The following is a 23914-nucleotide window of genomic DNA, read 5'->3' on the forward strand; positions in this document are numbered from 1 at the left end:
GAGGGACAGCAGCGACTCCGAGAAGGATCGGACGTGGTGTGTCAGGGTGTCATTTCCGGCAGTTGGGGTCCTCCGTTGGCAGGTCTCCCGACTCCAGGTAGGCGTTCACCTCGGCGTCGACACAGGCGTTGCCGTACTCGCCGTACATGCCGTGACCGATCACCCCGCGCACCGTGAGCAGACGGGAGCCGGTCAGCAGGCGGTGCATGGCGCGGCTGCCCCGGTGGGTGGTCGCCGTGTCGCCCGTGGCGGAGACGATCAGGGCCGGCGCGTCGCTGGTGACCGTCGTCGGCGACTCGTGCGGTGGGGCGGGCCAGAAGGCGCAGGGGTCGATGTTGTTGGTGACCGGCCCGAAGAGCGGGTGTTGTTGGCGACTGCGCTGGATGTCGCGCCAGTAGATCTCGGTGTCTCGCGGGGCGGCGCGGTCTCCGCAGATGATCGCGGCCGCCGGGCTGACGTGACAACGTGCTGCTGTCCAGTGGCCTGGAGTTGCTGCTGGCCGCCCGGGGCTTCCAGATCGCCGCGATCGCCACCGACGGCCCCGGGTTCCTTGCCGCGGTCGACGAGCACCGGCCCGAGGTGACGATCGTCGACGTGCGGCTGCCGCCATATGGTGCCGTCGGCGCCTGAGCCGCACGCTCGCCTCTCGATGCGCCGCCCAACGGGTGTGTGGCAGCAAGTCGCGCCGGAGGAGGCTCTCGTGCCAACGGTTCCTACAGCGCGCCGGACCCGTCTCGTGGTCTGCGCCGCGGTCGCGGTCGCCGCCATCGCCGTCCTGGTGCTCCTGACGTCGCGGACCGGAGGCTCAGGCACCGCGCAGCCGCCGAGCGCCCCCATCGACGCGGGCAGTCCGACTGCCGCGTCCACGACACAAGAGGCTTCCGCCTCCGTCACCGAAGACAACGAGGTCCACTCCACCGCGTCCGCCGGTCAGATCAACGAGACGACCGTCGACTTCACGGCGAACGAGAAGTACCGGTTCACCATCCGCGACAAGGTGAGGATTTTCGCGGGCCCAGGCTGCGCGTATCCCGACCGCGAAGACCGGACCACGGTGACCTGTACGACGTATCCGCCCGGTGACAGGGCTTCCGAACTCACCTCACTGGTCGTCAACTTGGCCGACGGGGACGACCGTTTGACCATGGCCGCGAACAGTCACGCGTATACCAGAATCGACGGCGGTCCCGGAGACGACGTTCTTCGCGGCAGCGGTTACGACGTGTTCTACGGCGGAGACGGTGACGATCGCCTCGACGGTGGCGGCGGCGCCTACAGCGAGGGATCGCACGGGGGTCCTGGCGACGATGTGTTCATTCACTGCGGCGACTCCTGCCACCAGGACTGACCCGACACACACCGGCCCCGCTCAGCCTCGATCCGCCGATCCACTCCCTCCGCCCGTCCGCCGCCCGTCCGCCCGTCCGCCCGTCCGCCCGACGATTTGCTGTACGAGGCAGGGAAACGGGGTCAGTGCGGTCCTTCGACCGCCGCACGACGTTCGTCCCCGGGGCCCAACTCCCGTTGCCGGAACGGGGCGTCGGGCCGGGTGCGGGCGGCGCGCAGGGATGCCAGCAGTCGCAGCCTTTCCGCGTCCGGGGTACCGGGCTCGGCGGTGTAGACGAACATGACCGGTCCGGGACTGCCTGGCAACGGGTAGCTGCCCCACTGGACGGTGATCTCGCCGACCTGGGGGTGGCGGAACAATTTCGTCCCCTGCACCGTCTCGCGTACCTCGTGCCGGGCCCAGAGCCGCCGGAAGTCCGCGCTGCGGATGCTGAGTTCGCCGATGAGCATGGTGGCCCGCGGGTGCGTCGGGTCGGTGACGACGGCGGTGCGCAGCATGCCGATGTACTGGAGCGCGGTGGCTTCCCAGTCGGGGCAGCGCATCCGGGTCTCGGGGTCGTGGAACAGCGAGGTGAGCATGTTGCGGTGCTCCGGCGGCTGTTGGTCCGGGTCGCCGAACAGCTCCTCGGCGAGCGTGTTCCACGCGAGCAGGTCGAGGTGGCGGCCGAGCACCACCGCGGGGGTGTTCATGGTGGCCAGAAGCTGCCGGGTGCCGTCCGGTACGCGTTCGGGGGCGCGGCGTCTGCGGACGCGCTGCGGCCGGCGTGCCGCCTGGGCGAGGGCGAAGAGGTGCCGGCGTTCGTCGTCGTCGAGGTTCAGCGCCGTAGCGAGGTCGTCGAGGACGTTGTCGGAGGGGCGTACGTCGCGGCCCTGCTCCATTCGCTGGTAGTAGTCGGTGCTCAGCCCGGCCAGCAGCGCGATCTCCTCGCGCCTGAGGCCGGTGACCTTGCGCCGGGGGCCCGGCTCCAGCCCGACGTCCTGCGGGCGCAGCCGGCCGCGCCGGGCGCGGAGGAAGTCACCGAGTTCACGGGCGAACGAGTGGTCGGCAGCCATACGGACAGTGTGCGGGTACGGCGCCCGCCGAAGGTAGGTCTGGCACTCCTAGGGAAACGAGTGCGACGGCACGTCGCCGCCCCGCTCCTACGGTTGTCGCCCAGCAGCCGTGCACACCCTTTCCCAGCAGTACAGGAGTAGCGGTCATGACCGAATGGACTGAACGTGACATGCCCGACCAGAGCGGTCGGGTCGCCGTCGTGACCGGCGCGAACTCCGGACTCGGCCTGGTCACAGCGACCGAACTCGCCCGCAGTGGGGCACACGTGGTGATGGCCGTACGCAACACCGCCGCCGGAGAACAGGCGGCCACGGACATCCGGCGGACCGTACCGGACGCCGAGATCGAAGCACGCCAACTCGACCTGGCCTCCCTCCAGTCCGTACGCGCCTTCGCGAAGGGCATGAACGACGACTTCCCGGCGATCGACTTGCTGGTCAACAACGCCGGGGTGCTCCATCTCGGCCCGGCCCGCACCACCGGCGACGGGTTCGAGACCCACTTCGGCGTCAACATGCTTGGCCACTTCGCGCTCACCGGCCTCCTGCTCGGCGCCCTCAGCCGCGCGGAAGGCCCCCGCGTGGTCAGCATCAGCTCGACCGCCCACCGGATCGCGCGCCTCGACCTGGACGATCTGATGTCGCGGAAGAACTTCAAACCCCGCCGCGCGTACGCCCGTTCCAAGCTGGCCTGCACCGTCTACGGCTTCGAACTCCACCGCCGGCTGGAAAGGACCGGCTCACCCGTCGTCAGCGTCATCGCCCACCCCGGGATCTGCCGCACCAACCTCAGCCCGCGGGCGTTCGAGGACCAATGGCCGATCTCGCGGGCCGTCGACCGGGCGACGCAGCGGGCGTTCGCTTCGGTCCACGAGGGCGCACGGTCGCAGCTGCACGCTGCGAGCGCGCCCGGCGTGCGCGGCGGCCAGTTCTTCGGGCCGTCCGGCTTCAAGGAGATGCGCGGCCCGGTCGCCCCGACCGAGCCCAACCCGGAGGCGGCCGACCCCGCCGTCGGGAGGAAGCTGTGGGCCGCCGCCGAGGAGCTGACCGGCATCAGCTATCCGTGACCGCACCGGCCGAGGCGCCGAGCTTGCCCTATATGGCGTCCCGGCTCCGCCAGCGAGTCGTCGCGGGGCGCGTACGTCCTCAGGGAACGGCACCGCGCCGCCGTGCGCCACTCCCCGAGACCGCCGACAAAGGGCCTGTCAGTGGTGATGACCCTGGCGGCCGAGGGTCTCCACCGGGGTCGCGCCAGGTCGGGTCCACTGCGGTACGGGCCGGCTGGTCGGGCCCCACGTGGCGTTCCCGTCCGCGTCGGAGCGCCAGGACCAGCAGGACTGGCGAGCCCTGGAGGGGTACTCCTCGCGTACATCGCCGATCACGGGCCATCCGTCGGGGTTGTCCTCCCAACCCTCGCCGCGACCGTAGGGCGTCATGTCGAGCAGGCCGAGGGACCCGTTGACCCGCTCGTTGCCGCGAGCTGTCGTGGAGTAGGTGAGGAACGCGCGGTCGCCGTCGCGCAGGAAGCTGGTGAGGTAGCCCATGGGGTCGCCGATCGGGGCGTCCACGTCGCGTACCGAGTACCAGGGCTGGGTGTAGCCCATGAATTCGACGTAAGGGGCCACCTCGTCCCACCGGCCCGTGGTCAGGATGGCGAACGAGACGCCGCGGGCGTTGAGGTAGACGGCGTCCTTCAGGTGCCAGGCCGTGGTGGTGCAGCCCTCGCACTGCCCTTGGTGCGGCGCGCCGTCGTACCACATGTGCTTGTAGACCATGAGCTCGTCGCGACCCTGGAACAGGTCGAGGAACGGGACCGGACCGTTGGGTCCGACGACCTCGGCGGTCCCGTCGAACTCCAGCATCGGCAGCCGACGGCGGGCCGCGGCGATCGCGTCGCCCTCACGGGTGTGGGCCTTCTCGCGCACCAGTAGCTCGTCACGGGCGGCCTGCCAGTCGGCCGGGTCGACGATGGGCGGGCGGCCGGGCGGCGCGGGGGTCGGGTCACTCGGCGTGGTCGTCATGGTGTCCTCCGTAATGTCTCGGGCCGGGCAGCGCCGTACGAATCCATACGACGCCCACCAGAGGAGACTCGCGACCGGACCGGAACTCATCGCCGCAAAGGGCGCCTCTGTGGGTCTGGGGCGTCGTGGACGCATAGAAGCGCATTACCGAGAGTGACCATGCCTGGCGGGGCTCACTGCTGAGCGGACGCGTCCGCGTGATGGAGTCCGGGAGAGGCCGCGGCGGGTAGTTGTCGATCGTGCCCTTCGGTCCTTGCCAAGCGTCCCGCTCCTGACACGGGATTCACTCGGCGGGAGACTCGCCGGACTCGTGCCGCCTCCGTGTTCACGGATCGCGTGCGGCGTTCGGTTTCTTCACCGGCGAGCTCACCCGAGGATCTGCAGCAGCCGCTTCGCCAGAACGGCGGCGGACGCGGGATTCTGCCCGGTTACGAGGTTGCGGTCCTCCACCATGTACGGTTTCCAGGTTTCGCCGCGGCTGTACTCGACGCCGACCTTGTTCTTCAGATCGTCCTCCAGCAGCCACGTCGCCCTGGGGGCCAGCCCCACCCCTTCCTCCTCCTCGTTGGTGAAGCCCGTGACTTTCCAGCCCTTGAAGGGGGACTCGCCGTGAATCCTGGTGGCCAGCATCGCGGCGGGCGCGTGACACACGATCGCGAGCGGGTTCCCCGAGGCGAGCTGCGCCGTCAGCAGCCGGCCCGCGTCGGCGTCGAACGCCAAGTCCGCCATCGGACCGTGGCCGCCCGGCAGATAGACCGCGTCGTAGTCTTCGAGACGCACGTCCGAGAGCTTGAGTGGCCGCCGCATCACCTCCGCGTCGCGGATGACGGCCTCCAGTTCAAGGGCTCCCTGTTCCCCGCCCGCCATTGCCGGGCGCAGGCTCATCATGTCGACATTCGGGGTCACGCCACCGGGCGTCGCGACCACGACCTCATGGCCGGCGTCCGTGATCGCCTTGTACGGGTTCGCGAACTCCTCGGCCCAGTAGCCTGTCGCGTACCTGGTGCCGTCCTTCAGTACCCAGTACGTCGCTCCGCTCACTATGAAGAGCACCTTCGCCATCACACGCCTCCTCGCGACAGGTCTGAGCAAATCGACTGAATCCAGTCTAAAACAGGCGTTCGGCTGTATGCATACGGGCGACCGCTCGGCCGCCGGCCTGACGAGCCCCTGCTGCCGCGCGGTCGGCGGTCCATCGCCGTTCCGCACAGGACGAGATGTTCGATCTTGACGCGCAGCCGCCCTTGAGCGGCGCAACGTGGCGGCGTCCGCCGACGCCCCAGGCTTCGGCACGATCCCGGACCAACGTCTGCGCCGAGCCCGGCGACAGCGTCGGCCCGCTCTTCGCCGACGCGCCGGCCGCCCTCGGCCTCACCTCCGGCGGCGGCGACAACTGCCGAACGGTGGGGCCACGTTCTACCAGCCCGTCACAGAAGCCCTGACCGGTTACGCGCCACGGTCGTCCAGCACCCCTCAGGGGAAACAACTCCGAACTCGGCACGAGCAGTTGCCACGACGGACTGTGCGCTGAGTTCCGCCTCCGCGCTCACCGCCTCAGCTTGATCCACAAGACCTACCTAGATCCATTGCCTCACGGACGCACGGTGCGAGATACTCGGCCTGCTCCCCCACACCTTCCCTGTGCCCACCCCGGCGACAGGGCCAGCTGTCGTGGGGAGAAGGCGTCCGGTGGTCGCCCGTCCCCTCGATTCGCCATCGAGAGGACCCCAATGCTTCGGTATCTCCCCATGATCGTGGGCGCGATCTGCATCTTCTACTGGTTCAAGACCCGTCGCCCCGACTCCGTGATCGCCTCCGCCAATCCCAGACAGTCCGCGCGCTCAACCAGACTCGGTTTACTGCCCGTCGCCCAGTTGAACAAAGAGCTGGCCGCGCCCCCCGAGCCCGAACTGCTGGCCGCCCTCGCGGCGGCCCGGTCCGGTGACTGGCGATCGGTCGCCGATCGTTTCGCGGGCACCGGTACGGACTGGGAACGGCGGTCGATCTACGCGGAGAATCTCGCCGACATCGCGGCTGCGGACGACAGTTGGCTCCTCGCCTGGGAGAAGGCGCGCCACGACGATCCCGACGCGGCGATCGTACGGGCTCGCGCCACGGTGAAGCTGGCGTGGCGGATACGTGGCGACTACAGCGCGTCGCACACCAGCCGGAAACAGTTCGACGGCTTCCACCGAACGCTGGTCCGCTCGCGCGAGGACATCGCGCGGGCCGCCGCACTGAACCCCGGCGACCCGACTCCGTACATCACCGAGATCTGGACGGCGCTCGGCCTGGGCTATCCGCACGGGGACATGGACCACCTGTGGGCAGAGGTGACGGTCCGCGCCCCGCACCACTTCGAGGCCCACTTCAGCGCCCTCCAGTACTGGTGCGCGAAGTGGCGGGGGTCCGACGACCTGGCTCACGCGTTCGCGGCACGCGCGGCGGCGGGCGCACCGCTGGGGAGCCTCATGTCGGCGTTCCCGCTCATCGCCTGGTTCGAGGCCCACTTCGACCAGACCGTGAAGGCGTCGGCGTACCGGAGCGCCGAGCTGACGTCGCTGGTCGACACCGCCCTCGCCGACGCCGCGGCCGCCCCGGCCGACCACCCTCGACTCGCCGAACTGCGCCACCTGCTCGCCTACTTCTTGTTCCGGCAGCGCCGGTACGACGCGGCACTGGAGCAATTCCTGTTGGTGGACGGCTACGTGGCAGCCCTGCCCTGGGCGTATTACGGCGAGCGGTACTACGGCGCGATCCGCGAGGCCACGGTCCGCAAAGCCCGCCGAGCGAATCGCTCGGAGCCGACGCGGCCGCATTCCTCCTGACTGTCCGAAGCACTTCGGCGACGGCCGTAGGGCTGGTTGATCATCAGCTGCGAGAGCATACGGCCGCGCTCCGCCGACGCCGAAACACCTTCCCGCTCGTCGGCCACCTCGCCACCGCCCGAGCACCCACGCGCGCCTGACAGCAAGCATCGGCAAATACAACCTCCCGGCCCCTTCCCAGCCGCACTGCGGTGGATGGCCTCGGTGACAGGGAGGGCGGTCCTGACGTCAGGCCGGACGGCAGGATTCGCAGACGTGGTTGTCGATTGCGGTCACCAAGTCACGAGCCGCTGCCCGCACGGCAGCATCCTCGTCACGGGCCATCACCTCCGCCATGGTCCTGCCGTCGAGCGCGCCTCGGTGAGCTGCGCGTTGCACCTCGATCTGTGGAGGATTGGCGTGTTCAAGGATCGCCTCCGGCAACTCGATAACGCCGGACCGGCTGGTGACGGAGTCGGTCACCGCGAGGTCCCACAGAAAGGGAACCGCCTCAACAGTCGCGTCGAAAACAGCCAGCTCACCGAGCCACAGACCGAGATCACTCAATGCTGAAGCTCCCGTCCGAGCGTCACCCCACGCTACTCGTGACAGCCGACCCGGAACCTCTGCCGCTGATCCGTACACGTGCGTCAACTCATGCCACCGAACGCGGCTCATGCCCTTGAGTATCGTCCCCACCACGTACTCCAGTTCTGCTGTCTGTCCTGCGACAACAAGCACCCTCATTTCACCTCTCTGATGACGTTGACCGCGAGCTTGGCCCGCCACGCCGAAAGGGGTTCCCAGGATCGCCAACACTTCGGTCACCACCGATGCACGGACACTCTCCGCACTCGGCAACAACCGTTCCCTCCGTTCTCGCCTGTGCAAATGACCTTGCCGGATGGCCCGTTGCGCAGAAGACCACGGCCCTACTCAGCGTCCTGTGCCTCGATCAGGTCGAGGTCTCGGACGCAGAAGCCGTGGTGCTCGAAGGTCTCGTTGAGCACCGTGCCGAGGCACTGCCGCACCAAGCGGTCCCGGGCGTACGGCGGCCAGACATCGTCGTCGGGCACCGGCGCTCGCGCTGCGAGCTGCACAGCGGTGACCTCGTCGAGCCAGGCGTCGAGCTCGGCGGCCTGTGCGTCACGCACGCTCACGATCTCGCCGAGGGCCGGATCGAGCGAGAGGTCAAGCCCGTGCGCTCCACGGTAGGGCTCGACGGTCGTCCCGATGCCCATCGGCGTGAACAGCTCCGTCGAGCCCAGGCAGCAGCGGCGGAACCACGAGTCGTGGACGAAGACCAGGTGGCGCATCGTCTGCACCGCCGACCACTCGTCGTTCACGCTGCGGCGCTCGATGCCGGGCGTACGGCGGATTCGCTCGATCGTGGCGGCCCAGCCAGCATGGAGCTGACGCGATGCCTCGCGCAGATCGGCAGGGTCCTCGGAGCGGATCAGCACCCGCACCGGATGACGCCGGTCGAGCTCTGCCCCGACGTACTCGGTGACCTCGACACCGTTCACCACGAGGTTGGTGACGAGCCCGTCGATCACGGCATCCTGCATGACGACGCCGATCAGGCGTGCCCCGGTCAGATCGCACTCGCGGAACTCCGCACCGTGCAGATCCTCGTCAACGTACCGCGTCATGCTCCGCATACTAGGTCCGAGCACCGACAAGCCAGCCTCCCCGGCTTGATTTGGCCTCTTCCAGGTCCTGACCGAGCGCGAAGAACGCAACAGCGTCGCGATCGCCTCCACCGAATCCTTCTCCGGATGGATCAAGACCTTCACCGACCCGCGCTTGTGGGCGTACCGCCTCGCCCAGACCCGCTCCGCCCAGGCCCCATCTCAGCGCGAGCTCGCTGCCGGCGGATCTCCAGAACGCGCGACGCCGCACCGACGAGCATCCCTGCGGTGGAAGCGGCAAGCGGTGCTCAGGCTCAAACAGGGGTGTGCCCGGACCCGGTGTGTGCACGACAGCGCTGATCTCTCGCCCGGTGAGTTCTGCCCGCTGCCGTGTCTGTGTATCGCCGACCGTACGCAGGACCGGAAGGCCGGAGAACCGTCTCGCTGAGACGAGGCCTGACAAACTGGAAGCTGTACGACTCCGGAGCGGAACCGGCCCGGGAGGGCGGGCTCAGCGGGAGGGAGTCAGCTTCTTTGCCGTAATACAGTGAGCCGTCTTCTGGTGACGCCACAGCTGAATCACGGTCAAGCCGAGCAGCGCGGCGAACACCACCAGAAAGACCCCCGCGATCTCCAGCTGCCGGCCGCTGGTTGCCCGGCCCGACTCCAGGACCAGGCCCAGCACCGACAGCATCACCCCGACCACATACACCGAACGGACACGGCGCAGCTGCCGCACCGCACGGGGAGCAAGAGCAACTCGCTTCATCAACGCCATACATCCAATCCGCTTGAACTCAACCAGTGGGCGCTGAGCGACACTGCCGAAGGGCATTCACCCGCCCGTGCCCGAGATATCCAATGAAGGGGCGCAGGCCGTGGCTTCGCAGAAAGCGATCAGCCTACAACTGCGTGCTCGCTGTGGCCGTCGGCCACGACGGTTTCCTCCGCGGCTCGGCCATCGTGGTGGCGCTCTTCCCGCCATCGTTGGCGTCAGCGGCCAGAAGGGTGCGATGGCCGTGGCCACGCGTCCCGTCGGCTTCCTCGTTTCCGCCATGACCGCCGGTTGCCCAGCTCCCTTTGCACGAAACCCTGTCCCACCGCGGGCCGTTGGCACAGTGCTGCTTCTCGGTGATGGGGACCGAGGTTGTTGACGACGCCGAGAGCGGGGTGTCCTGCAGTCGATTCCCTAAGACTGAGTAGACAGGAGCCGACACTCGAATCCGGCGGCAGTGTGCTCAGGCGGCGAGCTTCCCGAGTCGGCCGGTTGGGAAGCATCGGAACGTGGCCAGCTCCGACGACCGACCGCTCGCAATCGATGACCGCGGCAATACCTTGCTCTCGTTTACACAGGGAGAGGAGGGAACCCCGCCGGGAGATGCGCCACTGCCGGCGGCGCTCGTCGCCCTCTGGTGTTCCGGCCGGGTCCTCATGGTCTTCGATCGCTACCGCCAGTCCTGGGAACTTCCTGGCGGGCGCATCGAGTACGGTGAAACACCTCGTCAGGCGGCAACGCGTGAACTGCTGGAGGAGAGTGGGCAGGAGCCTCACGAACCGTTGCGGTTCATCGGCTACGCAAGGTTTGTACTGGCACCCGACCAGCGAGCCGAATACCTGGCTGTGTTCGCAGGTCACTGCGCCGGAGTCCGCGCCTTCCAGGCCAATGAGGAGACCGCAGCGATTCGCTGGTGGGATCTCCTCGAAGGTCTCCCAGGGCACGTGCAGTCCCTGGACTCCTATATCGCCGCGCTCACGCGCCCCACTTCACTCAACGGGCCGTTGAGGTAGTCGCAGATGGCCATGGCCGTGGTGCCCCTGGTATTGCTCGCCCGCGCCACTCGCACGGTCGGCTCTGGGACCACGCAGCTTTCCCGGATGATGTCATGACCGCGGCACAGATTTGACACGCCGTCTGACTCCTGTCGCACTGAAAGCAATACGCGTCGCGCGACCTTCGAGAAACACCGCCATACCCAGAACCTATCTCTTTGATGGCTGGTCAAGTGGGCCGTGGACGGCACCTGGGAACGGATCCTCGTCCGCTGTCCCGGCGGCAGCGGACGACGGCGACGGCATCGCCTGGACCGTGTCAGTGGACTCCACCGTCTGCCGGGCCGCCAGCGTGCGGCAGGCGCGAGAACAAAGGGGCGTCGGATCGGGCAGAATCCGCCGATCACTGCCTCGGGCGCCCCGAGGCGGCCGGCACGCTGTCCGACAAACAGCCCGGCATCACCCGGTCAAGTTCAGTAGCACGGAGCCATTTCTGACAGGGAGACCACAGCTGACAAACCTTCCAGTCTCGAACGGTCGGCGGGTCACCTAAGGGCTGCCCCGTAAACGATCTTCAGTGGGCGAGGCTCGGTTCAAGCACACGGCCCCGTCGCACGCCTCAGGTCCGGGCAGGGAAGTCAGGATGGTCGCTGTAGGGCGAAGCAAGGTCACGCAAGTCGTGGTACGGCCAGGGGTCGCGGGCGTGACGGGCCAGGATGCGCCGCTTGGCCTCGATCTCGCGCAGGACGCGGGCCGGTTGGTGCAAAGCCACATGCAGCGCAATCGTGGGCTGGAAGCCGGAGAGGTCAACCTGGCAGAAGTCGACCGTGTGCCCGTGGGCAGCCCACTCCCCGCATCCGTCACCGTCGCAGCGCCGGGCCAAATCGGCCTCCTCGTCCCATGTTGTGTTGTGCCGGGCAATGAAAAGATCTTGTGGTGGCTGGTGTGATCACGGCCTCGGAGCCGTCCTCGATCGCCCCGTTCAGCGGGCTGAGTCCGCGTTCCTTCGGGAGGCTGGTGATCGCGCTGCGCCGCGAAGGCGCAGATCCGGTTCGCAGGGATCGCTCGTGGTCTCTTCCGCTGGAGGACCGGGTGCTGCTGGTGTCGGCCTACTGGCGAACGGACTTGACGGCGCGCCAACTCCCACCGATCTTCTGGGTGCCGAATGCCGCGGCCGACCGCATCATCGACCACCTCGGCACCGCGCTTGCCCTGCAGCCCTGGTGGCGGTTCCGCAAGGGCACCGTGTTCTCGTGGACGGCGCCCTGGTCCACCCGTGACGGGGCGTGTGCTGTAAGTCGGTGCGCGGCCACCACACGATGGCCGCGATGATGATCTCCGAGCAGTAGTAGGCCACTCGCTTCGCGCAGCGGGTGGTCAGGGCGCGGAACTGCGCGGGCAACCCGCCCACGAGGTTCGCTTCGTCCGGGATCCGACGGTCGACGGAACCGGCCGGCAGGCCGATCGATGAGTTCCGGGTCGTGCGGAGGTCACAGCCTGCGGGACCGTTGGCAGGCTGACGCGCTCGTACCCGAAGGAGACCCATGGCACAGCTCATCTACTCGATGATCACCTCACTCGACGGCTACGCCGAGGCTGCGGAGGGCGACCTCGGCACCGGGGCCGGCGACCAGGAGGTGCATACCTTCGTCAACGACCTCTTCCGCCCCGTCGGCACGTACCTCTACGGCCGGCGGATGTACGAGACGATGGCCTACTGGGAGACCGCGCACACCGAGCCCGACCAGCCGCCGCACATCCTGCAGTACGCCCGCGACTGGCAGGCCGCGGAGAAGATCGTGTACTCCACGACGCTCGAGTCGGTGTCCAGCGCGAAGACCAGGATCGAGCGGACCTTCGACCCGGACGCGGTGCGCAAGCTCAAGGCCGAGGCTGACCACGACCTCACCGTCGACGGCCCGAACCTCGCGGCCCAGGCGATCGCGGCCGGCCTGGTGGACGAGTACCACCTGTTCATCACCACGAGCGTGGTAGGCGGCGGCAAACGGTTCTTCCCCGACGGCGTGCGCCTCGATCTCAGGCTGGTTGAGCAGCGTGCCTTCGACAGCGGACTGATCTACGCGCGCTACCGGACCCGCTGAGCCATACCGGTTGGTCTCACCTGCCGACGACCGAGCCGGGGCGGGTAAGACCGAGCCACGGACGAGGAACGGGCCCCAGAGCGAGTTGGTCGGCCCCTTCTCGGCAACCGCGACGACTGCATACTCTGCGAGGGATCGGGCGCGAAGGCTGCCGTGAGCAAGGCCATGACGATCGTTCACGGTGGCTGTCCATGCGCAGGACTCGCCGTCACGCCTCATAGCCGCCGCAAAAGGCGAAGTACCACCCAACGGCGACCTCGGCCTTGACAGCTTCCGCGCACTCCGAAGCGACCGTGCTGGTCGCAGTGATCAACGAGTAGCTATGACGGGGGGCGCAGTATTCCCTGTCCGCCCTGCACGATCCGCCCCTCCGGAGTTCCGTAGTACCAATAGCGCTCGGCTGGAGCTGGGGAGAGCGTGCCGGCAGCCAGGTCGACCAGAGCCTCCGCCGGCTCAACAAGCGGAGCAGCGGCGATGTGTTCTGCACCGCGTAGGAAGCTGGTCACACTCCCCTCCAACTCGGGCCAGGTCGGGACTTCCTCTCGGCTCACGCCGCCGCGGGCCTCGATCCGGCGAGCTGCCTCCGCAACGCAGCTCAGGAGTAGCTGTCGCTGCTCGACGGCGAAGTCGTCGAGCGGGACAGCGGAACCGCTGCCCGCCAACGCCTGAGTGCGGAGCCCCTGCTCCAGCTCCGGCCAACGCGAGGGCCGCAGCTCCGCCGGTATCTCCTCACCAACTCGTGCCGCCTCGATGAAGAGAATCCCGAGCGCCACGTCATAGGCCCAGAACATCGCTTCACCGGAGATCACCGGCACAGTCCTGCTCAACCGCACTCCTCCCCCAGCCGATCGCTTCCAGCACTAATCATGGCTCACCGGCTCAGACGCTTGCCCCGGTCGGCTCATGGAGCCTCCGAGCGGCGACCAGCACTGCGCACGTGCTGGGCGAAGCCGGCCACGGTGAAGTCGGGGCCGACGCCGTCCACCAGGATCATGTCGCTGATGGAGTTGTCGATCCGCAGCGGCCGGATCGCCCGGTACGCCGGGGAGTCGTACCAGTTCCGCGCGTCCTCCCTGCTGGGGAACTCCATCAGCACCACCGTGCCCGGCCAGGCGCCCTCGACCACCTCCGCCTCGCCCTGCGCCAGCCATCTGCCGCCGTACGGCCTGGCGGTCTCCTCGACGCGCTCCAGGTACGTCAGGCCCTGCTCGTTCGGCACGCCGCCGGGGATGCGCAGGTGGTTGATCAGGTAGGTGCTCATCTCGCCCTCCGGTCGGTCCCGCGGGTGACGCGGCGTGCCGCAGTCCAGCCCCTCGCATGGATCACTATAGGCGCTTTACCCCTTTTGGACCTGTCGGATGTCAGTCGGCCGGGTCGAGGTGGGAGGGCGGGGAGCGGGTCGGCCGGATGTGGGGTCCGCGTGGCGCGCCGCGTGCTGTCCTGCCTGGTCGGACGGGGCGCAGTCGGCCTCGTCATTGCGTATCGGCGAGGCGGCGGGTCGGGCCCCTTCCATTCAGGAGCGCAGACATGCCCGCTTTCGGTTTCACAGTGGAGTCCGAGTCCAGGCCGGAATGGGAGCGCCCGAAGGCGGTGGCCGGACGGGCACAGGTGTCGCCGCGACCGGTGGGCAAGGCGGGTCCGTACGACGTCCGCCGTCCCGGCCCCCGCCTCCCGCAGCGCGCGTTCGGCGATGTCGAGGCACCGTACGGTCTGCGCGTAGACGTCACCGGGCCCGACGGTGGAACCGTCGTCCCCGATCGGAGCCGTACCGGCGACGACGACGTACGACCCGACCCGCACCGCCCGCGAGAACCCGATCTCCGGCTCCAACGGGGATCCGGAACTGACCACCTGTCGTGCGTCCTCCATACCGTTCCTTCTGTCAGTGCCACTGGGCGTCCACGTAGCCGAGCCGCCGGTTCATCTCGATGGCGGTCGTGTTCGCAGGGTGGTGGATCGTTCGGATCTTGTCCACGCCACAGAGGTGGGCGAAGCCGATCCCGAACGTCTTCATCGCGAGGGAGACGCCCCGACCGCGGTAGCCGGCCCGGACTCCGGTCATCTCGTTGAAGACGAAGCCGTCGGACCGCCGGTCCGATGTCGCGGCGAGAGCGCACCATGTGTCGCCGTCGAGGGCGATGACGACACCACGCGGGTCGAAGGAGGGGACGTCGACCCGGAGTTCGATGTACTCGTCGAAGGTGTAGAACTCGCCGCGGTCGGGGATGTCGGCGGCGCACTCCTTGTTGAGCGCGTAGAGCTCCCGCCGGTGGGGCGGGGTGTCCCCCAACTCGGCCAGCGTGGTCAGCCGGATGCCGGCGGCTCGGCAACGCTCCACGTACTTCACAAAGCGCGCCGCGTCGAAGGTGCGTACGTCGAGTTCGAGCTTGATCCAGTGAGCCGCCATGGTGCTGGAACATAGCAATCGCGGCGTACTCACCCTACGCAACCACGTCCAGCGCTGAATCAGCTGAATCAGCGGGTCCGGAGCCAGTCGGTCAGCTTGTCGACCGCCACGTCGGCGACGAGTTTGAGCTGGCGTGCCGTCCGCTCCAGTTCCTCCTGCAACTCGCTCTGCCCTGCGGGGCCTTCCGCCTCCACCCGAACAGCCGTACCCCGATAGCCGATCGGCCCCTCGTTGACCCGTTGGTAGAAACCCACAAAACCGGACCCATCAGACTGCAGGCAGATCGAGCCGCCATTCGTGCGCTGGTCGCGCCACGTGACGCGCTCCATCGCGGCCCCACCGTGGTCCACCAGGATGCGCAGGTCACCGGAGGTGTGCCAGCCGCCACCCCAGCCCTCCTCCGTCCGGAAGTGGTGCAGAGGCGCGTCCACAGTGCCCTCGGGGAAGGTCCAGCGGCCGTCCAGCCGACCGCGGAACTCGGCCATCGTGCCGTCCGCGCCCCGGTGGTGGCCGAGGAAGTCGGTCATGGCTGACTGCAAGCTGGCCGCGCCCTCCGCACCGTCGACGCCGCGCCACGAGACTTGCGCGGGCAGGGAGCCCTCGCCCCGCTCGACGTAGAGGCGCAGCCTGCCGGCGTCCGTCCAGTCCGCGCCCACGGCCCGGCGCTCCGTACGGAAGGCGAACACCGCACGCTCCGCGGCCTTCGCGCCCATCGCCCGCTCGGAGCGGTCCCGCTCGTACACCGAGTCGAGAGTGATCCGGTAGAGCCAGAGCATGGTGGCGGCCTTGGAGGAGCTGCGCACCGTCACGGTGTTCGTCCCCTCCCGCAGCAGCTCGCCGGGCACCGCGAACACCATCGTCTGGGGCAGGTCCCCGCCTCCGGGGAGCATCAGGGACTCCACCAGCGCATCGCCGTTGACTTCGATGTCCATCGGTGCGAAGCCGGGCGAGCCCCCGAGCTTGGACACCAGCGCCGTCACCTTCAACGTCGCCTCGATGAACGTCTCGCCCGCCTCCACCTCGAAGTCCAGCGTGGCGCTCCCGCCCGCGCCGAGATGGACGTGGTCCCCGCCGAACCCACCACCGTCGGTCCGTACTTCGGCGTTGCCGCACAGCGGCGGGGACATCGACAAGTCTGCGAAGGTCGCTTCCATACGTCAGGACTCTATCGGCGCCCTCTGACAGCGCCTCAGCAGGTCCAGCAGGTCCAGCGGACTCAACGGACTCAACGGTGGATGATCAGCCACGTCGCGACCGCCGTCACGCTCTCCGACCGGTTGCCGATGATGTGCGGCCGACGACAGGGGTACGTGATCGAGTCACCCGCGGCGAGCGTCACCGTTTCCGTGTCCGTGTCCGCCCCGAACTCGATGGTGAGTTCGCCCTGCGTGACCGTCCCCACCTCGTAGCCGTCGTGCTTCAGGAACTGACCGTGTGCGTTCGAGATCGCGCCCGGTGGATAGACCGACTCGAAGAACTCGACGTCCGACGTCGGCGCTGGCGACAGCCTGCGGAAGGTGACGCCGCCGTCGAGCAGGATCGGGTCGACCTCCCACGAGCGGCGGATCGCGAACCCCCGCTCCTCGACAGGGGCTTCCGGTTCGTCCGTGTCGAACACCGCCGCCAGCGGTACATCGAGCGCCGAGACGTACGCGATCAGCCGGCTCACCGACGGGCGCATCGCCCCCAGCTCGATCTGCGACACCGCGCTCGCGGAGATGCCGAGTTCACGCGCCAGCGCGCGCAGCGACTTCCCTGAGCGGAGCCGGAGTTCGCGGAGCCGTAGCCCCAGGCGCTCGGAGCTGATCGCGTCAACCGACGTGCCCGACCCCCGCCCCGACTCCTTGCCCACCAATTGCGACACATCCTTTACACGGCCGAAAAACAACGACAGATGTCAAGTGCTAGCTTGACGCACCCTGTTAAGGAATGACTTTACAGCGCTCCCGGAGGCATTCATGGCCGAGAACACCGCAGCGCCGAGCGTCGCGCCACCCAGCGCCCCCACCGAAGCCACCGAAGCCACCGAAGCCACCGAGCCCCACTACGATCCCAGCCTCACCAACGACGACCTCGCCCCCGTCAAGAAGCAGTCCTGGAACTCGTACAACATCCTGGCGTTCTGGATGTCCGACGTACACAGCATCGGCGGATACGTCACCGCGGGCAGCCTCTTCGCGCTCGGGCTGGCCAGCTGGCAGGTGCTGTTCGCGCTGATCGTCGGCATCCTCATCGTGAACGTCTTCTGCAACCTCGTCGCGAAGCCCAGCCAGGTCACCGGCGTGCCGTACCCCGTGATCAACCGCGCCGTCTTCGGCGTCGCCGGTGCCAACATCCCGGCCATCATCCGGGGGCTCATCGCCATCGCCTGGTACGGCGTGCAGACCTACCTCGCCTCGCAGTCGCTGCTCATCATCTTCCTCAAGTTCTGGCCGAGTTCAGCCTCCTTCAACGACTCGACCTTCCTGGGACTCTCCCCGCTCGGCTACCTCTGTTACGCGATCCTCTGGGTCGCCCAGGCCGCCGTCTTCTGGCGCGGCATGGAGTCCATCCGCCGCTTCATCGACTGGGCCGGACCGGCGGTCTACGTCGTCATGATCGTGCTGGCCGTCTACCTGGTCAGCAAGGCCGGCTGGTCGAACATCAGCTTCAACCTCTCCGAAGGCGAGAGCCTGGGCTTCGGCGCCTCGATCCCGGTGATGCTCAGCGCGATCGCCCTCGTCGTCTCGTACTTCTCCGGCCCGATGCTCAACTTCGGGGACTTCGCCCGCTACGGGAAGTCGTTCGACGCCGTCAAGAAGGGCAACTTCTTCGGCCTGCCGATCAACTTCCTCTTCTTCTCTCTCCTGACCGTGATCACCGCCTCGGCCACCGTCCCCGTCTTCGGTGAGCTGATCACCGACCCGATCCACACCGTGGAGCGCATCGACACGGCGTTCGCGATCCTTCTCGGCGGGCTGACGTTCGTCATCGCGACGATCGGCATCAACATCGTCGCCAACTTCATCTCACCGGCCTTCGACTTCTCCAACGTGAGCCCGCAGAAGATCAGTTGGCGGGCCGGCGGCATGATCGCGGCGGTAGGGTCCGTGCTGCTCACACCGTGGAACTGGTACAGCGACCCGGAAGCCATCCACTACACCCTCGGTCTGCTCGGCGCGCTCATCGGGCCGCTGTTCGGCATCCTGATCGCGGGCTATTACGTGATCAGCCGTCAGTACGTCGTCGTGGACGACCTGTTCACCCGGTCGACGACCGGCCGCTACTGGTTCCGTAAGGGCTACAACCCCAACGCCGTCTGGGCGACAGCCCTCAGCGGGATCCCGGCGGTCGCGTCCGTCCTCATACCGAAGATGCTGCTCGACCTCGAACTCACCACCATGGACCTGACCGAGATCTCGGACTACAGCTGGTTCATCGGCTGCGGCCTCGGCTTCCTGGCGTTCGTCGCGCTGGAGCGGCGGTCCCCTCAGATCGTGGTCGAGCGATGACCCATATCCGGGTGATCAACCCCAACACCAGCCCAGGCATGACGGAGACCATCGGCCGCTGCGCGCGTACGGCCGCCGCCCCGTCGACGGTCGTCACCGCCGTCAACCCGGCCATGGGACCGGAGTCCATCGAGAGCCACTACGACGAGGCGCTGGCCGTCCCCGGCCTGCTCACGGAGATCGCCGCCGGCGAGACAGCGGAAGGAGCGGACGCGGCGGACGGATACGTCATCGCCTGCTTCGGCGACCCGGGGCTCGACGCCGCCCGTGAGCTGGCGGCCGGGCCGGTGATCGGGATCGCCGAGGCGGCGATGCACACGGCGGTACTGCTCGGCCGGAGCTTCAGCGTCGTGACCACGCTGCCCCGGACGACGGGACGCACCTGGGACCTGGCGCGACGCTACGGCTTCGCCGAGACCTGCCGTGGCGTGCACGCCTGCGACATCCCCGTACTCGATCTGGACGACCCGGGCCCGGCCACAGTGCGGACCGTGACCGAGGCGTGCACGGCGGCCGTGAACGAGGACGGGTGCGACGTCGTCGTGCTCGGCTGCGCGGGCATGGCACCCCTCGCCCCCACGCTCGCCCGCCGGACCGGCGCCCAGGTGATCGACGGCGTCGGCGCGGCGGTGAAGCTGGTCGAGTCGCTGGTGTCACTGGGCCTGCGAACAAGCAAACGGGGCGAGTACGCGGCCCCGCCGCCGAAGAAGTACGCGGGCCTACTGAGCGAGTTCAGCCTCTGACGTTCGTCCTGGCTTCATGGATGACACGGAAAGAGCGGCATTCCGATGGCGGGTCTCGTACCAGGAGCCGGGGATCTTCGAGGAGGGAGCCTTCGTCTCGCGGACCGTGACCCTCCTGCTCGGGCTCTGGATCCTCTTCGAGACCGGTCTGTACGGCTCGCTCGGGCACGGACGGGGTGATCGGTGGTCAAGGTGCGGGTGGAGCCGGGGGGCCGGCGGCGGTTGCCCCTCCGGGTGCGAAACCGCCACATCACTCCGGAGACAACGGATGTGGGCTCCGTCGACCGTCGGTCGGCGGGGGCCACCCGGGCGTGCCCGGATGCCCGAATGCCCGCTCACGCAGGTGCATGGCGGGCGTTGCCACCCTGCTTCGGGATATCGAAGTCGACGGCGCATCGCCGGTTCCCCGAGACACGCCCCGCAGCCGACACTTCAACCCCCACCAGGGCACGGTCTCGGTTACACCGCTCGTTCCGTACACCTCGCCTTGGGCATGAGTTGCGGGACCGCACCGGGAGTGCGGTCCGATTCCGGATGATCAGGTGCTCCCCCGCCCTCGGATTCAGGGAACGAGGTGGCCCGCGGCGCGGAACAGTTCGTACCACTCGGCCCGGGTGAGTCGAAGTTCGGAGCCCTGGGCGGCGCCCGCGACGCGCTCCGGGTTGGTGGTGCCGAGCACGACCTGCATCTGAGCGGGGTGGCGGGTGATCCAAGCAGTCGCGATCGCGATGGCGGGGACGTCGTACTGGCCGGCGAGGCGGTCAATAACGGCGTTGAGCTCCGGGTATTCCGGCGAGCCGAGGAAGACACCCGTGAAGAAACCGGCCTGGAAGGGAGACCACGCCTGGATGGTGATGTCGTTCAGACGGCAGTAGTCCACGATCCCTCCGCCGTCGAGGGTGACGGACTGCTGCTCCGCGAGCATGTTCGTGGAGACCCCCTGAGCGATGATCGGCTCGTGTGTGATCGAGAGCTGAAGCTGGTTGGCCACGATGGGCTGACGCACGTACTTGCGCAGCAGGTCGATCTGGCGTGGGGTCTGGTTCGAGACACCGAAGGCGCGCACCTTGCCCGAGGATTCGAGCTCATCGAAGGCGCGGGCCACCTCTTCAGGCTCGACGAGCGCGTCCGGGCGGTGCAGCAGCAGGATGTCGATGCGGTCGGTCCGCAGGGCCGCGAGTGAGCCCTCGACCGATTTGACGATGTGCTCGTAAGAGAAGTCGTAGTACGGCCCGTCCGGTACGATTCCCGCCTTGGTCTGGATCGTGATCTCGTCGCGCTGCGACGGGCTCAGCGCCATCGCGTCGGCGAAGCGGCGTTCACAATCATGCAGCTCGCCGCCGTAGACGTCGGCGTGGTCGACGAAGTCGATGCCCGCATCGCGCGCGGTGCGGACGAGTTCGCGGATGTCCTCATCTGTCTTGTCGGCGATACGCATCAGGCCGAGCACGATGTTCGGGGCGAGGATGTCGGTGCCGGGCATGGTGAAGGTCTTCACGACGGTTTTCCTTTCAGATGTTCAGGCCTGCACAGTACATACGGGGCCACCGTGCACTTTAGGGGGCCGAGGGTCCGTCGGCGGTGAGCGCGAGCTCGGCGGCGAGCAGCGAGTCCCGGATGCTCGCGGGACGGGTCGCACCGGGGATCGGGATCACGACGCGTGGGAGGGCGTGGTGCGGATCCCAGCCCGGCGTGTCGGCGCTCGCCCGTCTCCCCGGCATCGAGTCCGGCGAACGACTGGGCCGCCGACGGCGGGTCATCGAACGGAGCATGTCCTGGCGCGGGCCGCTGTCACGAACGTCTCGGCCGTACTCGCTATTGCCCCATGTGCCTCGGAGCCCTCGGAGACCTTTCACCCAGCGGGGTGAAGAGCACCGTAACAAGCAGCTTCGCCGCCGGCAGCTTGACCAGCCTGCCGACCAGGCCGCACCACAGGCCGGCCGCCCGCCCCGAACGCGAGGCTTCTACCGGCGGCGGACGCCGTTGTCGATGAACCGACGCCAGGAGGTCCCGCCTCGTGTTCCTTCCCGATCGGCATGACCCGCTCCTCGGGGCCGTGTCCCGCAGGACTGCTTCGTCGCCGCACTCCCCCGCGCCGGTGCAGTCCTGACCCTCGTACGACGGCGCCGTGCAGGTACCGGCGGGTGCCGGGCCTTCGAAGGTCATCGCCCTCTGGTTGACCTGTCCGGTTGGCCAGTTCCGACAGCTCGCCACCTGGCAGACGGCCGGTCGGCCCCTGTGGGAAACCCAACACGCCCTCATATACTCCAGGTTCGGCTCATCCGCCTGTTTCAGGAGGTGTCGTGCCACCCGACGTCATGTTCTGCTACACCTGCGACTCCGACGAATCCCACCGTCAGCTCACCGGGAACGAGAAGACCTGGCTCAAGAACCACACGGGCCGGAAAACCGTCGAGGAGTTCTTCATGTGCAAGGCGCCAAGCTGCCGCAACGTGCGCAGCGGTTTCAACAAGCGCCCCTTCGATCCCGTTGTCCGTGTGCCCCTGCCCGACTAACGCCCGGTGGGGCCCGCTCGGACAGGATCCGGAGCCGCCACTGAGTGGAGCATCGGGCTTCGACGTGCGCACCACCGTGATCGTCCTCAAGTCGGCGACGAAGTAGATGACCCGTACGCTGTCGAGCTCGTCCGAGTAGTTGCCCAGCGGTGCGTCGGCAACCTCGCTGCCCAACTCGGGGGTTGACGCTGATCGCGACGATCGCGCGATCCAGTTCCCGCACCGGGGCGAGAAGGTTTCGACCTTCGCGCTCTGCGGCCGCGTACGCACGTACCGGTTCGGCGGCGTGCTCATCGAGGGGCTGACGGCCCAGCGGCCGTGCGGTCTTGATGCTCCGGTACAGGAGTGTCGGCCGGTGGCCCAGAAGCCGCCTCAGCCGTGGCGGCTTGGGCGATGCGATCAGGTGACCGGGTAAGGCGGGCGGTAGCCCCTCCGTACGTACTCCGCAGCCTCTTCGTCCTCCGGCGCGTGCCGTTCCGACGGTCTTGCCCGATGCGCGTCCCGTGCTTCACCATCTGTAGTCGGACGGATACTCCGGAGCCTGGGGGTAGGGATGTCGCGGGGAACCCGTGGGGGCTACTGGGCGGACAAGGCGCAGTGGCGTCCTCGACGATGTGGTCGAACGCGCCGTACCGACACCGCTGTTCCTCTTCCTGGCCCCGTGCGCCGGACCGTAGGAGGTGAAGGACCTGGCGGTGCCGGTGATCGCGGACAACCTGGAGAAGCTGCTGCTGCGAAGCAAACCCGCGAGATATCCGTCCTGCCCAGGAGACTTGCCGCCTGAGAGCTGTTTCTGCATGTGATCAGACGGGCTGCACCCGTCGCCACCGGGTCCTCAAACCGTGGCGGGCCGCTACACGAAGGAGACCTCCATGAGCCAGAAGCGGGTCAGGCACAACGAGTTGGCACGCCGAATGTTCCGAATACCGTCAACCGGACAGCCGTCGCTGAGGGGGACCTGCTCCGATGACTGACTTTCCGGACGACTTATCCGATCTGGAAGGCCCGGAAGAGCGGAGACTCGGCTACATAGAGTCGATGGTAGAGGTCGCCGGTGAGGATGCGCGGCATGTGATGCTGTACGTGACGCTTGCCCTGACGGCCATCCTCGTCACGCTCACCCAGTTGCCCTTCGACCGGCTGGTCGGAATGCCATTGGCCTTCCGGTGTCTCCTGCTGTTGGGCCTGTTTCTCGTGGGGGCCGGTGCCAGCTGCTTCTTCCGGTACGTACGTGCGTTGCACATTGCCCGGATGGGGATCGCACGCTGCATCGCCTCGGCCGACGCCAAACACGCCCGACAGCTCTGGGCCGGTGAGGTGGGAGTGTGGGAGCGGCGCGGCCACTTCTACCGCTGGGGGATGAAGTTGTCCGCTATCGGCGGCTGCGCCGTTGCCGTGTGCGTTGCGTACCTGCTGCTGAGCGGCGACTAGAGTCGCCACATGGAACCGCGCGGCGGCATCGAGATCACAGACCGGATCGTCGACTGGCACACCCTTCTGCCGACGCGAAACGATTCGGACGTCTCCATGGTCGTACTGCACGCCACCGAGCTGCCCGACATGGCGGCTGCCTGGGCTGAGGCCGAGAAGTCGGCCTCAGCAAGTGATTCCGGCCGGGGCGTGTGCGGGCACCTCTACGTGGACCAAGACGGGACGGTGTACCGCCTTGTGCCGTTCGACCGAGTCGCCTTCCACGTCCAGGGGTTCAATACCCCGTCCATCGGGATCGAGTTGGTGAACCGGGGACGCTATCCCAACTGGTTCAAGAGCTGGGGCCAGCAGCCGAAGGAGAAGTTCCCGTCGGCTCAGATCGAAGCGCTTCGCGCACTTCTTCGCTCTCTGCGGGAGCAGTACCCCGCCATCGTGGAACTGCGTCGGCACAGCGACCTCGATGAACGACTGGTCCCCGCAGAAGACCGGCCGGAGAAGATGGTGCGGCGCCGGATTGACCCCGGGCCCCTCTTCCCATGGAACGACGTGGCCCGCGATTGGGCGGACACAGCTGGGCGTTGATCGTCGGTGGCCG

General features: G+C 67.9%; 27 protein-coding genes and 5 pseudogenes. 16 read left to right on the plus strand and 16 right to left on the minus strand.

From position 1 onward, the window contains the following. Positions 1-49 precede the first annotated feature (49 nt). Entirely contained in the window at positions 50-439 is a 390-nt protein-coding gene (locus ACIBBB_RS05165; RefSeq protein ID WP_398980025.1) for an alpha/beta hydrolase, read from the minus strand. Between the two features lie 26 nt (positions 440-465). On the opposite strand from ACIBBB_RS05165, the gene ACIBBB_RS05170 reads away from it, so the two are divergent. Beyond that, positions 466-630, plus strand: a complete 165-nt coding sequence (locus ACIBBB_RS05170; protein ID WP_398980078.1) for a hypothetical protein — start codon at positions 466-468, stop codon at positions 628-630. A gap of 70 nt (positions 631-700) precedes the next feature. After that, positions 701-1348, plus strand: a complete 648-nt coding sequence (locus ACIBBB_RS05175) for a hypothetical protein (protein ID WP_398978906.1) — start codon at positions 701-703, stop codon at positions 1346-1348. Positions 1349-1470: 122 nt separating this feature from the next. On the opposite strand, the gene ACIBBB_RS05180 is transcribed toward ACIBBB_RS05175, so the two are convergent. Continuing rightward, positions 1471-2400 (minus strand): helix-turn-helix transcriptional regulator, encoded by a 930-nt coding sequence (locus ACIBBB_RS05180; protein WP_398978908.1) that lies wholly within the window; start codon positions 2398-2400, stop codon positions 1471-1473. Positions 2401-2546: 146 nt separating this feature from the next. Here ACIBBB_RS05180 and ACIBBB_RS05185 point away from each other — a divergent pair, with 146 nt between their 5' ends. After that, on the plus strand, positions 2547-3467 hold the full coding sequence (locus ACIBBB_RS05185; protein WP_398978910.1) for an oxidoreductase: 921 nt from the start codon (positions 2547-2549) through the stop codon (positions 3465-3467). 138 nt (positions 3468-3605) lie between these two features. Here ACIBBB_RS05185 and ACIBBB_RS05190 read toward each other — a convergent pair whose 3' ends face one another. Together ACIBBB_RS05190 and ACIBBB_RS05195 are read right to left on the minus strand one after the other, a co-directional pair. After that, the gene (locus tag ACIBBB_RS05190) at positions 3606-4421 is read right to left on the minus strand and encodes a DUF899 family protein (RefSeq protein WP_398978912.1); all 816 of its coding nucleotides are present in this window, start codon (positions 4419-4421) and stop codon (positions 3606-3608) included. A 366-nt stretch (positions 4422-4787) separates the two neighbouring features. After that, positions 4788-5483, minus strand: coding sequence for a type 1 glutamine amidotransferase domain-containing protein (locus ACIBBB_RS05195; protein ID WP_398978914.1), 696 nt, complete (start codon positions 5481-5483; stop codon positions 4788-4790). A 236-nt stretch (positions 5484-5719) separates the two neighbouring features. Between ACIBBB_RS05195 and ACIBBB_RS05200 the strand changes: the two are divergent. Together ACIBBB_RS05200 and ACIBBB_RS05205 are read left to right on the plus strand one after the other, a co-directional pair. Then, positions 5720-5871: pseudogene (locus ACIBBB_RS05200) on the plus strand (trypsin-like serine protease); the annotation flags it as partial. 280 nt (positions 5872-6151) lie between these two features. Beyond that, positions 6152-7249, plus strand: a complete 1098-nt coding sequence (locus ACIBBB_RS05205) for a hypothetical protein (protein ID WP_398978915.1) — start codon at positions 6152-6154, stop codon at positions 7247-7249. A 228-nt stretch (positions 7250-7477) separates the two neighbouring features. Here the strand turns inward: ACIBBB_RS05205 and ACIBBB_RS05210 are convergent, their stop codons facing one another. Further along, the gene (locus ACIBBB_RS05210; RefSeq protein WP_398978917.1) at positions 7478-7795 is read right to left on the minus strand and encodes a hypothetical protein; all 318 of its coding nucleotides are present in this window, start codon (positions 7793-7795) and stop codon (positions 7478-7480) included. A 365-nt stretch (positions 7796-8160) separates the two neighbouring features. Continuing rightward, on the minus strand, positions 8161-8880 hold the full coding sequence (locus tag ACIBBB_RS05215) for a DinB family protein (RefSeq protein ID WP_398978919.1): 720 nt from the start codon (positions 8878-8880) through the stop codon (positions 8161-8163). 55 nt (positions 8881-8935) lie between these two features. On the opposite strand from ACIBBB_RS05215, the pseudogene ACIBBB_RS05220 reads away from it, so the two are divergent. Continuing rightward, positions 8936-9043 (plus strand): annotated as a pseudogene (locus ACIBBB_RS05220) (AAA family ATPase); the annotation flags it as partial. Between the two features lie 327 nt (positions 9044-9370). Here ACIBBB_RS05220 and ACIBBB_RS05225 read toward each other — a convergent pair. Then, positions 9371-9637, minus strand: a complete 267-nt coding sequence (locus tag ACIBBB_RS05225; protein WP_398978921.1) for a hypothetical protein — start codon at positions 9635-9637, stop codon at positions 9371-9373. 506 nt (positions 9638-10143) lie between these two features. Here ACIBBB_RS05225 and ACIBBB_RS05230 point away from each other — a divergent pair. Beyond that, entirely contained in the window at positions 10144-10647 is a 504-nt protein-coding gene (locus ACIBBB_RS05230; protein WP_398978923.1) for an NUDIX hydrolase, read from the plus strand. 601 nt (positions 10648-11248) lie between these two features. Here the strand turns inward: ACIBBB_RS05230 and ACIBBB_RS05235 are convergent. Further along, positions 11249-11512: a DUF6221 family protein gene (locus ACIBBB_RS05235; RefSeq protein ID WP_398978926.1), complete on the minus strand. Its 264-nt coding sequence runs from the start codon at positions 11510-11512 to the stop codon at positions 11249-11251. Positions 11513-11565: 53 nt separating this feature from the next. On the opposite strand from ACIBBB_RS05235, the pseudogene ACIBBB_RS05240 reads away from it, so the two are divergent. The 3 genes and pseudogenes from ACIBBB_RS05240 to ACIBBB_RS05250 form a co-directional block, all read left to right on the plus strand. Next, positions 11566-11900: pseudogene (locus ACIBBB_RS05240) on the plus strand (transposase family protein); the annotation flags it as partial. A 273-nt stretch (positions 11901-12173) separates the two neighbouring features. Further along, positions 12174-12731: a dihydrofolate reductase family protein gene (locus ACIBBB_RS05245; protein WP_398978928.1), complete on the plus strand. Its 558-nt coding sequence runs from the start codon at positions 12174-12176 to the stop codon at positions 12729-12731. Between the two features lie 84 nt (positions 12732-12815). Continuing rightward, positions 12816-12974 (plus strand): annotated as a pseudogene (locus ACIBBB_RS05250) (IS5/IS1182 family transposase); the annotation flags it as partial. A gap of 77 nt (positions 12975-13051) precedes the next feature. Here ACIBBB_RS05250 and ACIBBB_RS05255 read toward each other — a convergent pair. The 6 genes from ACIBBB_RS05255 to ACIBBB_RS05280 form a co-directional block, all read right to left on the minus strand. Further along, positions 13052-13558: a hypothetical protein gene (locus tag ACIBBB_RS05255; protein ID WP_398978930.1), complete on the minus strand. Its 507-nt coding sequence runs from the start codon at positions 13556-13558 to the stop codon at positions 13052-13054. Positions 13559-13632: 74 nt separating this feature from the next. Beyond that, positions 13633-13992 (minus strand): DUF1330 domain-containing protein, encoded by a 360-nt coding sequence (locus ACIBBB_RS05260; RefSeq protein WP_398978932.1) that lies wholly within the window; start codon positions 13990-13992, stop codon positions 13633-13635. Beyond that, positions 13989-14600, minus strand: a complete 612-nt coding sequence (locus ACIBBB_RS05265; RefSeq protein WP_398978935.1) for a Rid family hydrolase — start codon at positions 14598-14600, stop codon at positions 13989-13991. Before ACIBBB_RS05265 ends, ACIBBB_RS05260 begins: the two co-directional genes overlap by 4 nt. A 13-nt stretch (positions 14601-14613) precedes the next feature. Continuing rightward, on the minus strand, positions 14614-15138 hold the full coding sequence (locus ACIBBB_RS05270) for a GNAT family N-acetyltransferase (RefSeq protein WP_398978937.1): 525 nt from the start codon (positions 15136-15138) through the stop codon (positions 14614-14616). Between the two features lie 68 nt (positions 15139-15206). Continuing rightward, positions 15207-16292, minus strand: coding sequence for an alpha-1,2-mannosidase (locus tag ACIBBB_RS05275; RefSeq protein ID WP_398978939.1), 1086 nt, complete (start codon positions 16290-16292; stop codon positions 15207-15209). A 71-nt stretch (positions 16293-16363) separates the two neighbouring features. Further along, complete coding sequence (locus ACIBBB_RS05280; RefSeq protein WP_398978941.1) at positions 16364-17002, minus strand: helix-turn-helix domain-containing protein; 639 nt, start codon at positions 17000-17002, stop codon at positions 16364-16366. A gap of 94 nt (positions 17003-17096) precedes the next feature. Here ACIBBB_RS05280 and ACIBBB_RS05285 point away from each other — a divergent pair, with 94 nt between their 5' ends. The 3 genes and pseudogenes from ACIBBB_RS05285 to ACIBBB_RS05295 all read left to right on the plus strand — a co-directional run. Further along, the gene (locus ACIBBB_RS05285) at positions 17097-18629 is read left to right on the plus strand and encodes an NCS1 family nucleobase:cation symporter-1 (protein WP_398978943.1); all 1533 of its coding nucleotides are present in this window, start codon (positions 17097-17099) and stop codon (positions 18627-18629) included. Then, positions 18626-19372: an aspartate/glutamate racemase family protein gene (locus ACIBBB_RS05290; RefSeq protein WP_398978945.1), complete on the plus strand. Its 747-nt coding sequence runs from the start codon at positions 18626-18628 to the stop codon at positions 19370-19372. The genes ACIBBB_RS05285 and ACIBBB_RS05290 overlap by 4 nt, the downstream gene beginning before the upstream one ends. A gap of 285 nt (positions 19373-19657) precedes the next feature. Further along, a pseudogene (locus ACIBBB_RS05295) lies at positions 19658-19777 on the plus strand (IS5/IS1182 family transposase); the annotation flags it as partial. A 157-nt stretch (positions 19778-19934) separates the two neighbouring features. Here ACIBBB_RS05295 and ACIBBB_RS05300 read toward each other — a convergent pair. Both ACIBBB_RS05300 and ACIBBB_RS05305 read right to left on the minus strand, forming a co-directional pair. Further along, the gene (locus ACIBBB_RS05300) at positions 19935-20870 is read right to left on the minus strand and encodes an aldo/keto reductase family oxidoreductase (RefSeq protein ID WP_398978947.1); all 936 of its coding nucleotides are present in this window, start codon (positions 20868-20870) and stop codon (positions 19935-19937) included. Positions 20871-20928: 58 nt separating this feature from the next. Then, the gene (locus tag ACIBBB_RS05305) at positions 20929-21132 is read right to left on the minus strand and encodes a hypothetical protein (protein ID WP_398978949.1); all 204 of its coding nucleotides are present in this window, start codon (positions 21130-21132) and stop codon (positions 20929-20931) included. Positions 21133-21690: 558 nt separating this feature from the next. On the opposite strand from ACIBBB_RS05305, the gene ACIBBB_RS05310 reads away from it, so the two are divergent. The 3 genes from ACIBBB_RS05310 (at position 21691) to ACIBBB_RS05320 (ending at position 23901) form a co-directional block, all read left to right on the plus strand. After that, entirely contained in the window at positions 21691-21888 is a 198-nt protein-coding gene (locus ACIBBB_RS05310) for a hypothetical protein (RefSeq protein WP_398980027.1), read from the plus strand. A 966-nt stretch (positions 21889-22854) separates the two neighbouring features. Next, the gene (locus ACIBBB_RS05315; protein WP_398978951.1) at positions 22855-23319 is read left to right on the plus strand and encodes a hypothetical protein; all 465 of its coding nucleotides are present in this window, start codon (positions 22855-22857) and stop codon (positions 23317-23319) included. Positions 23320-23328: 9 nt separating this feature from the next. Beyond that, positions 23329-23901: an N-acetylmuramoyl-L-alanine amidase gene (locus ACIBBB_RS05320; protein ID WP_398978953.1), complete on the plus strand. Its 573-nt coding sequence runs from the start codon at positions 23329-23331 to the stop codon at positions 23899-23901. Positions 23902-23914 lie beyond the last annotated feature (13 nt).

The organism is Streptomyces sp. NPDC051217 (genome assembly GCF_044455465.1).
In the GTDB taxonomy this organism is placed as follows: domain Bacteria; phylum Actinomycetota; class Actinomycetes; order Streptomycetales; family Streptomycetaceae; genus Streptomyces.